Here is an 8,094-nt window from a genome sequence, read left to right on the forward strand (position 1 = left end):
CCAGGGTCGACGCACACCGTGGGCACCACCGCTCCCGTGCGCACCCGCACCCAGCGCACTCGAGGGGGATCACGAGATCCGCCAGGGCCGCGGCCCACCCGGGTCCACGTGGGCGCCCCCGTCTCCCGCCGGCCCCCGTCGGCACCGGGTCAGCCCGCGACGACCGGGTCCGCCCGGATGGCGGCCAGTCCGTTGATCTCCCGCCAGTAGCGATCCCCGGTCTCGGCCTCCGTGTCGAGCCTCAGGAGGGACCGCTGGTCCACCACGTACACCTCGGGGCCCGCCGCGGCGATCGCCGTGACCGGTCCGGCGATGTTGCGCTGCGACAACGGTGTGGTGATCGCGCCGTCGACGGTGATCGTCGTGACCGGTGCCTCGCTGGTGTCACGGCCCACGACGATCGTGGACCGGTCACGCCACGCCACGACGGTGGCCGACTCCCCCAACGCCCGGCCGATCTGCCGGAAGGTGCCGGCCAGCGGTTGCCCGGTCTCCGCCGAGAGGGCGCCGATGAACACCTTGCCGTCGACCACCACCGCCAGCTGGGCCCCGGACTGGTCGATCCGCAGCCCCGTGACCCGCGACCCCAGTGCGCGGATCGGGGCACCGTCCATCTCCTGGACCGACGGGGCGTCACCTCCCGCGCCGACCCGCACCAGCCTGGCGTCGTCGGCCATCACCCAGGCCCGTCCGTCCACGGGGTGGAACGTGGGTCCGGTCAGGGTCCGGGCGGACAGGGCCTCGGCGGGCTCGCCGTCGATCGCCCCGATCAGCAGCCTCTGGGGCCCCGCGCGGTCCTCTCCGGCGACGACCGCCAGCGCCCTGCCGTCGTTAGACATGGTCGCGCTCCGTCCCCCGCGGACCTCCGACCAGGGACCTCCGGCCGGCCGGGCGCCGGTCGCCTCGAGCCGCACCAGGCCATCGGCGGCCGTGAGCGCGTTGCGCATGGGCTCCACCGGCGGGTAGGGGTCGAACGTCCGGACGTCCTCCGTCGTCCACCCGTCCACGAAGCGCTCGTCCAGGGGCGCGCCGTCCCGTTCGAGTCGGTACGGACCGGGCACATCCGCGCGGGCCAGGGTCCACACGACCTGGGCGGCGAACTGTGTGGTGGCCTGGCTGCTCAGCACCGGGAGTCCGGTGAAGTCGATGGAGGTCCCGCTGACGTCCTCCCCCTCGGTGGTCTCGTCGGGGCGGACCGACACCGAGGAGGGGACCCGGGACAGCACGGCGGACTCGAGCCCGGGGCGGGGCCCGGTGGCGAGCAGGTTGACCAGCGAGAAACCCAGGTCGGTCCGGTCCGCGGCCGTCCACCGCGTGTCGGGGACCAGCGAGTCCCCGGATCCGGAGAGGAAGAACAGGTCACGCTGGGCGTAGGTGGAGACGAACTCGGTCCGTTCGATCACGACCCCCGGGGGCAACCGGTCGATGCGCCACTGGCCGTCCCGCCGGGCCAGGCCGATGGTCACCTCCAGCTGCCCCACGTCCTCCCTGAAGATGCCGCCGGGGTCGAGTGAGCCGACCTTCTCGGCGCGCAGCGTGTACTCGGCCCGGTCCGCGCCCCGTCCACCCTCCGCGCTGAGGTCCGCCCGGAGGACGATCGTCGTCTCGGCGGAGTCGTCCCAGGTCTCGGCCGCCTCCGGGGTGAGGAACTGACGGGCCGCCGCGTGTCGCTGGTCGGCGATCGCGGCCGCCTTGAGAAAGTCCCGGACGAGGAGGTCCGGCTCCTGGTCGGGCACCGGGGTGGGGACGGCCAGGCCGGCCCCGGACGGCGAGAAGGTGTCGATGACCTGGGGCGACGACGACGAGGGCAGCGTCGCGCACCCGGTGGCACCGAGCGCGGCCACGCAGACCAGCGCCACCGCCGCGACCAGAGCCCGCACACGGTTCACGAGCGGGCCTCCTCGGTCCCGGGGACGCGGTCCAGCGGGGTCGGCGACCCGGTGCTCACCAGCCGCGCCTCGTCCTCCGGGGTCAACGGCAGCGGGCTCGAGGTGAGGGTGCCCCCGTGGCGCCGGGGGATGGTCAGCCGGAAGCACGACCCCTCCCCGGGGCTGCCCCAGCAGTCCAGCCGGCCGCCGTGCAGCTTGGCGTCCTCGAGCGCGATCGCCAGACCGAGTCCGGTCCCGCCCGACCGACGGACCCGGGAGGGATCCGCCCGCCAGAAGCGGTTGAACACGAGCGACTCCTCGCCGGGCTTGAGCCCCACGCCGTGATCGCGCACCGAGACCGCGAGCGCCGCCTCGGACCCGCGGAGGGTCACCCGGACGGGCTTGGACTCCGAGTGGTCGAGTGCGTTGGCCACCAGGTTGCGCAGGATGCGCTCCACCCGTCGGGAGTCCACCTCGGCCACCACCGGCTCGGCCGGCATGTCCAGCTCGACCTGTACGCCCGCCGACTCCGCGATGTGCGACACGGTGGACACCGCGTCCTCGACCGCCCCCCGCACGTCCAGCGCGGTCACCGAGAGCTCTGCCATTCCGGCGTCGTGGCGGGAGACCTCCAGGAGGTCGGTGAGAAGGCTCTCGAACCGGTCGAGTTCGGACTCCAGCAGCTCGACGGCCCGCTTGGTCGGGGGGTCGAGGTCACCGGCGGAGTCGGAGATGATGTCCGCCGCCATCCGGACGGTGGTCAGCGGGGTGCGCAGCTCGTGGGAGACGTCCGAGGTGAAACGCTTCTGCAGGTCGCCGAACTCCTCCAGCTGGGTGATCTGGTCGGACAGGCTCTGTGCCATGTCGTTGAACGCCATCGCCAGTCGGGCGACGTCGTCCTCTCCCCGGATCACCATCCGTTCCTTGAGGTGACCGTTGGCGAACCGCTGCGCGATCGACGCCGCCTGGCGGACCGGCAGCACCACCTGCCGTGCGACCATCCACGCGATCGCCGCACTGAGCACGATGATCGCCAGGCCGGCGGTCGCGACGATCCCGCGCATGATCCCGAGCGTCTGTTCCTCGGCGATGAGCGGATAGACCAGGTAGAGCTCGAGCCCGGGGATCGACGAGTCCGTCGGCGTCCCGATGATCAGCGCCTTGGCGGGCTCTCCACGGAAATCGACCGTGACGTACTGGTAGGCGACCCGGCCCCGCTGGACCAGAGACTGCAACTCCGGGGGCACCTGCGAGTCGGCCGGGCTGACGACCTGCCCGCGCCCGGTCTGGTCGGGCACCACCAGGATCGGGTCGAAGGTGCCCGCGTGCACCGACTCCCCGTCGGAGGCGATGCCCCGCTCCCCCAGTGCGCTGCGCGCCTGGTCGAGGCGGGACTGCTCACTGGTCCCCTCGTCGGTCGCGGCGATCTGCGCCTCGACGGTGACCCGCAGCCGGCCCGCCTGCTCGACCGCGGCGTCAAGTTTGGTCGAGAGCAACTGCGCGGCCATCTGGCTCTGCAGCATGAACGCGATCGTGAGGATCACGCCCATGGACAGCGCGAGGGTCGAGGTGACCACCCGGAGCTGGAGGGATCGCCGCCACATGCGCGCGAACCGCATCCCCAGGACGGTGAGGTCCAGATCCCGGATCCGCTCCAGGAGGGTCGACGACGAGTCGGTCATGTCCCGGGTGTCGCGCTCGTCGCCGGAGGACGCCGCCGCGTCGTCCGGGCGACGTGCGGTCACGAGACCGGACCGGCCTTGTACCCGACTCCGCGCACGGTGAGGACGACCTCGGGGTTCTCCGGGTCCTTCTCGATCTTCGCGCGCAGGCGCTGGACGTGCACGTTGACCAGCCGGGTGTCGGCCGAGTGACGGTAGCCCCAGACGTGTTCGAGCAGGACCTCGCGGGTGAAGACCTGGCGGGGCTTGCGGGCGAGCTCCACCAACAGGTCGAACTCCAACGGCGTGAGCGGGATCGGCGTGCCCTCACGCGTCACGGTGTGGGCGGGCACGTCGATCGTCACATCACCGATGTGCAGGAGTTCACTCGGCTCGTCCTCACCCCGGCGCAGACGCGCCCGGATGCGGGCCACGAGCTCCTTGGGCTTGAACGGCTTCATGATGTAGTCGTCGGCTCCGGACTCCAACCCCAGGACCACGTCCACCGTGTCCGTCTTGGCCGTGAGCATGACGATCGGCACCCTGGACTCGCCGCGGATGTCCCGACACACGTCGATCCCGCTCCGGCCCGGGAGCATGAGGTCGAGCAGGACCAGATCGGGCTGGACCGCCCGGAAGGTCTCGATGGCCTGGACGCCGTCGCCCACGACCTCGGTCTCGAACCCCTCGCCCCGCAGGACGATGGTGAGCATCTCTGCCAGTGCGGCGTCGTCGTCGACGACGAGGATCTTCGGGGTCATTGTCACCACTTGTGTCGGCGTGAGTGTCGGCATGTGTCCATGGAGACCTTACCCGGCCGCACCGACGGGCCGGGCCCACGGCTCGGCTCGGTGGCCGGGGAATCCGTGGCGCCGACGGCTCACGAGCCGACCACGAGGTCCGCCAACCGCCGCACGTCGGGGTCGACGCCCAGCACCCGCCAGGGCGAGCGCCATGCGGAGGCGGCGAGCCGACGGTAGGCCTCCCCCGTCGCCGTCTGGAGGGCGGCGTCCCTCTCGTAGCGGTCCCGGGTCCGGGCCGGGTCCGCCGTCTCCCGGGCGCCGGCCCTCTCGGCGGCCAGTGCGGTCGGCGTGTCCAGCAGGATCTGCAGGTCCGGCAGCGGCAGACCGAGTCGGTCGAACTCGAGCTCACCGATCCAGCGGATCACCTCCGCCTCCCGCCCGGGTCCGAGCCGGGCCGCCGTGTAGGCGGCGTTGGAGGCCACGTACCGGTCGAGCAGGACCACGTCGTGGGAGGCGGCCAGTTCGCGGAGCTCGGCGAGGGCCGCGTGCCGGTCCAGGGCGAACAGCAACGCCATCGCGTGCGGGGAGTCGGCCGTACCGGCCTGGCCGCCGTGCAGGGCGTCGGCGGCCAGGTCGGCGTGCAGGGTCCCGTACCGGGGGAACGCCAAACGCCCGACCGACACACCCCGGTCGGTGAGCTCACAGACCAGGGCGGTCGTCAGGGTGTTCTTGCCCGCGCCGTCGAGCCCCTCGACGACGACCAGACGCGCGACCACCTTCGGTCCGGCTCAGTACCGGTAGTGGTCGGGCTTGTACGGGCCCTCGACGTCCACACCGATGTACTCGGCCTGGTCCTTGGCGAGCGTGGTGAGCGATCCACCGAGTGCCTCGACGTGCAGGCGCGCGACCTTCTCGTCGAGGATCTTGGGCAGCAGGTGGACGCCGATCGGGTACTGGTCGGCCTTGCTGAACAGCTCGATCTGGGCGATCACCTGGTCGGAGAAGCTGTTGGACATCACGAACGACGGGTGGCCGGTGGCGTTGCCGAGGTTGAGCAGACGCCCCTCCGACAGCACGATGATCGAGCGGCCGTCGGAGTCGAAGACGAACTCGTCGACCTGCGGCTTGATGTTGATGCGGGTGACGTCCGCCGCGGACTCCAGTCCGGCCATGTCGATCTCGTTGTCGAAGTGGCCGATGTTGCCCAGGATCGCCTTGTTCTTCATCCGCTTCATGTGGTCGAAGGTGATGATGTCCTTGTTGCCGGTGGCCGTGATGATGATGTCGGCCGCCTCGATGGCCTCGTCCACGGTCACCACGTCGAAGCCGTCCATGAGGGCCTGCAGCGCGTTGATCGGGTCGATCTCGGTGACCTGGACGCGCGCGCCCTGGCCGGCGAGGGCCTCGGCGCACCCCTTGCCCACGTCGCCGTAACCGCACACCAGGGCCTTCTTGCCGCCGATGAGGGCGTCGGTGCCGCGGTTGATGCCGTCCAGCAACGAGTGGCGGGTGCCGTACTTGTTGTCGAACTTGCTCTTGGTGACCGCGTCGTTGACGTTGATCGCCGGGAACGGCAGCACACCCTCGGCGTGGAAGTGGTACAGGCGGTGCACGCCGGTGGTGGTCTCCTCGGTGACGCCCTGGACCGACTCGGCGATGGCCGTGTACTTGCCCGGGTGGGCCGGCACGGACTCGCGCAGCAGCGCGTGGAAGACCTTCTCCTCCGCCGACCAGGCGGAGTCGTCCGACGGCACGGCCCCGGCCTGCTCGAACTCCTTGCCCTTGATCACGAGCATGGTGGCGTCGCCACCGTCGTCGAGGATCATGTTGGGATCGGTGCCGGGCCAGGTCATGATCTGCTCCGTGCACCACCAGTACTCGGCGAGCGTCTCGCCCTTCCACGCGAACACCGGCACGCCGGACGGGGCCTCGGGCGTGCCCTCCGGGCCCACGACGACGGCGGCGGCCGCCTCGTCCTGCGTGGAGAAGATGTTGCACGAGGCCCACCGGACCTCCGCGCCCAGCGCGGTCAGCGTCTCGATCAACACGGCGGTCTGCACCGTCATGTGGATGGACCCGGCGATCCGGGCCCCCGCCAGCGGCTGCTCCGCCCCGTACTCCTCACGCAGCGCCATGAGGCCGGGCATCTCGTGCTCGGCCAGACGGATCTGCTTGCGGCCCGCCTCCGCCAGCGACAGATCCGCCACCTTGAACTCGACACCGTTGACGGACTGCACGTGCAGATCAGCGGACATGTGTGCGACCAGCTCCTCGTAGTTCGGAAAAGACTTCCGCACCACACTAGCGGGGAGCTCTACCGCTACGCCGTCCCCGTCTCCGGACCGCCGACCCGGGTGCGGAAGACGGTGGCCCCGTCGGCGCCCTCCAGCTCCACCACCGGCGTCGAGGCGGGGACCCACACCGCGTGGCCGGGCCCCAGCGTCTCCGTGGTCCCGTTCTCCGACACGCACACCCGGCCGGAGGTACACAACAGGACCTCCGGGCCGTCGGTCCGGTAGGTGACGGGGCCGGTGCCGGCGGGGAGCACGATGCGCGAGAGCGCGAAGTCGGGCTCGGGCGTGGGGTAGTCCACCTCCCCGGGGATCCCGCGATCGGCGGGGACCGGCCGCACCGTGGGGTCCGCGAGCGGGTCGAACGCGAGCACCCGCATCAGCTCCGGGACGTCGACGTGCTTGGGTGTCAGGCCCCCGCGCAGGACGTTGTCCGAGTTGGCCATGACCTCCACCCCGACTCCGCGGAGATAGGCGTGGAGCTGACCGGGGCCCAGGTACACGGCCTGCCCCGGCCGGAGCACCACCCTGTTGAGCAGCAGGGCACCCAGGACACCGGGATCCGTGGGGTACCGCTCGGCGAGCTCGACCACGGTCGTGGCCTCGTTCGACCACGCGCCGGAGACACCCTCCGCGGTGAGGTACCCCACGGCGCCGGTGACCAGGTCCGCCACCACCGTCTCCAACGCCATGTGCGGCATCGTCACGAAGGTGGTGAACACCGCACGGAGGCCCTCCGCGTCCGGCTGGCCGTCCAGCATGTCGCGGTAGGGGCGCAGGGCCGGCACGTCGAGGGCGTCGAACAACGCCACGGTCCGGGGCACGGGGCGGAATCCCACCAGCGCGTGGAACTCGGTCAGGGCCACCAGGATCTCGGGCTTGTGGTTGGTGTCGCGGTAGTTGCGATCCGGGGCGTGGACGGCGATCCCCCGCGCGTCCTCGGCGGCGAAACCCTCCCTCGCCCTCTCCGGCGACGGGTGCGCCTGCAGGGAGAGCGCCTGCTCGGCGGACAGGAGCTTGACGAGGAACGGCAGTCCGCCCCCGTGTTCCGCGGCCACCCGCGCCCCGAGCTCTCCCTCGGGGTCGGCGGCGATCCGCGCGTCCAACCCCCGCCCGTCGGCGCAGAGCGACGAGCCGGAGTCGTGGGCGCCGAACCAGTGCTCGGCCACCGGGTGCGGTGCCGGGGAGTGGGTTCCGCACAACTCGGGGAGCGCCGTCCGCGAGCCCCATGCGTACGCCTGGACGACCGGGGTGAGAGCGACCACGGTTCTAGAGCCCCCCCACCAGCAGGTACGCGGCGGAGAGTTCGGTCCGTGCCATGAGCGCGGCCACCTTTCCGCTCAACGGGGCCGGTGTGGCACCGACCGTGTCCCGACCACGATCGGAGATCCACTCGACGTCCGCGAGGGGGCCCGCGGCCAGGCGGACGAATTCCTCGTCCGCGCTGAGCACCATACCGAGGTGCCGGATGGTCCTGTCCTCGCGTTCACCGTCGAGCTGGTCGTCGTGGAACAGACTCGCGAGGGGGTCC

General features: G+C 71.5%; 6 protein-coding genes and 1 pseudogene. All 7 read right to left on the reverse strand.

Going from position 1 to position 8,094, the window contains the following annotated elements:
* Positions 1–149: 149 nt before the first annotated feature.
* Positions 150–1,889, reverse strand: coding sequence for an LpqB family beta-propeller domain-containing protein (locus G6031_RS08685; protein WP_182653030.1), 1,740 nt, complete (start codon positions 1,887–1,889; stop codon positions 150–152).
* On the reverse strand, positions 1,886–3,613 hold the full coding sequence (mtrB, locus tag G6031_RS08690; protein ID WP_179524779.1) for an MtrAB system histidine kinase MtrB: 1,728 nt from the start codon (positions 3,611–3,613) through the stop codon (positions 1,886–1,888). Before mtrB ends, G6031_RS08685 begins: the two co-directional genes overlap by 4 nt.
* A complete protein-coding gene (gene mtrA, locus G6031_RS08695) occupies positions 3,610–4,299 on the reverse strand; it encodes an MtrAB system response regulator MtrA (protein WP_179526178.1) in 690 nt (229 codons plus the stop codon). The genes mtrB and mtrA overlap by 4 nt, the downstream gene beginning before the upstream one ends.
* 110 nt (positions 4,300–4,409) lie before the next feature.
* Positions 4,410–5,048, reverse strand: coding sequence for a dTMP kinase (locus tag G6031_RS08700; protein ID WP_182653031.1), 639 nt, complete (start codon positions 5,046–5,048; stop codon positions 4,410–4,412).
* A gap of 12 nt (positions 5,049–5,060) precedes the next feature.
* Entirely contained in the window at positions 5,061–6,527 is a 1,467-nt protein-coding gene (gene ahcY, locus G6031_RS08705; protein WP_179524777.1) for an adenosylhomocysteinase, read from the reverse strand.
* A 65-nt stretch (positions 6,528–6,592) separates the two neighbouring features.
* Positions 6,593–7,828, reverse strand: coding sequence for a mannose-6-phosphate isomerase, class I (manA, locus tag G6031_RS08710; RefSeq protein WP_179524776.1), 1,236 nt, complete (start codon positions 7,826–7,828; stop codon positions 6,593–6,595).
* A 4-nt stretch (positions 7,829–7,832) separates the two neighbouring features.
* Positions 7,833–8,094, reverse strand: a pseudogene (locus G6031_RS08715) (hypothetical protein); the annotation flags it as partial.

Origin of the sequence: Dietzia sp. CQ4 (assembly GCF_014145125.1) — a bacterium.
Classification (GTDB): Bacteria; Actinomycetota; Actinomycetes; order Mycobacteriales; family Mycobacteriaceae; genus Dietzia; species Dietzia natronolimnaea.

What these genes read in the sequence shown, in the direction of transcription:
- ahcY (WP_179524777.1), bottom strand. Translation starts at nt 6,527, where the DNA reads ATGTCCGCTGATCTGCACGTGCAGTCCGTCAACGGTGTCGAGTTCAAG.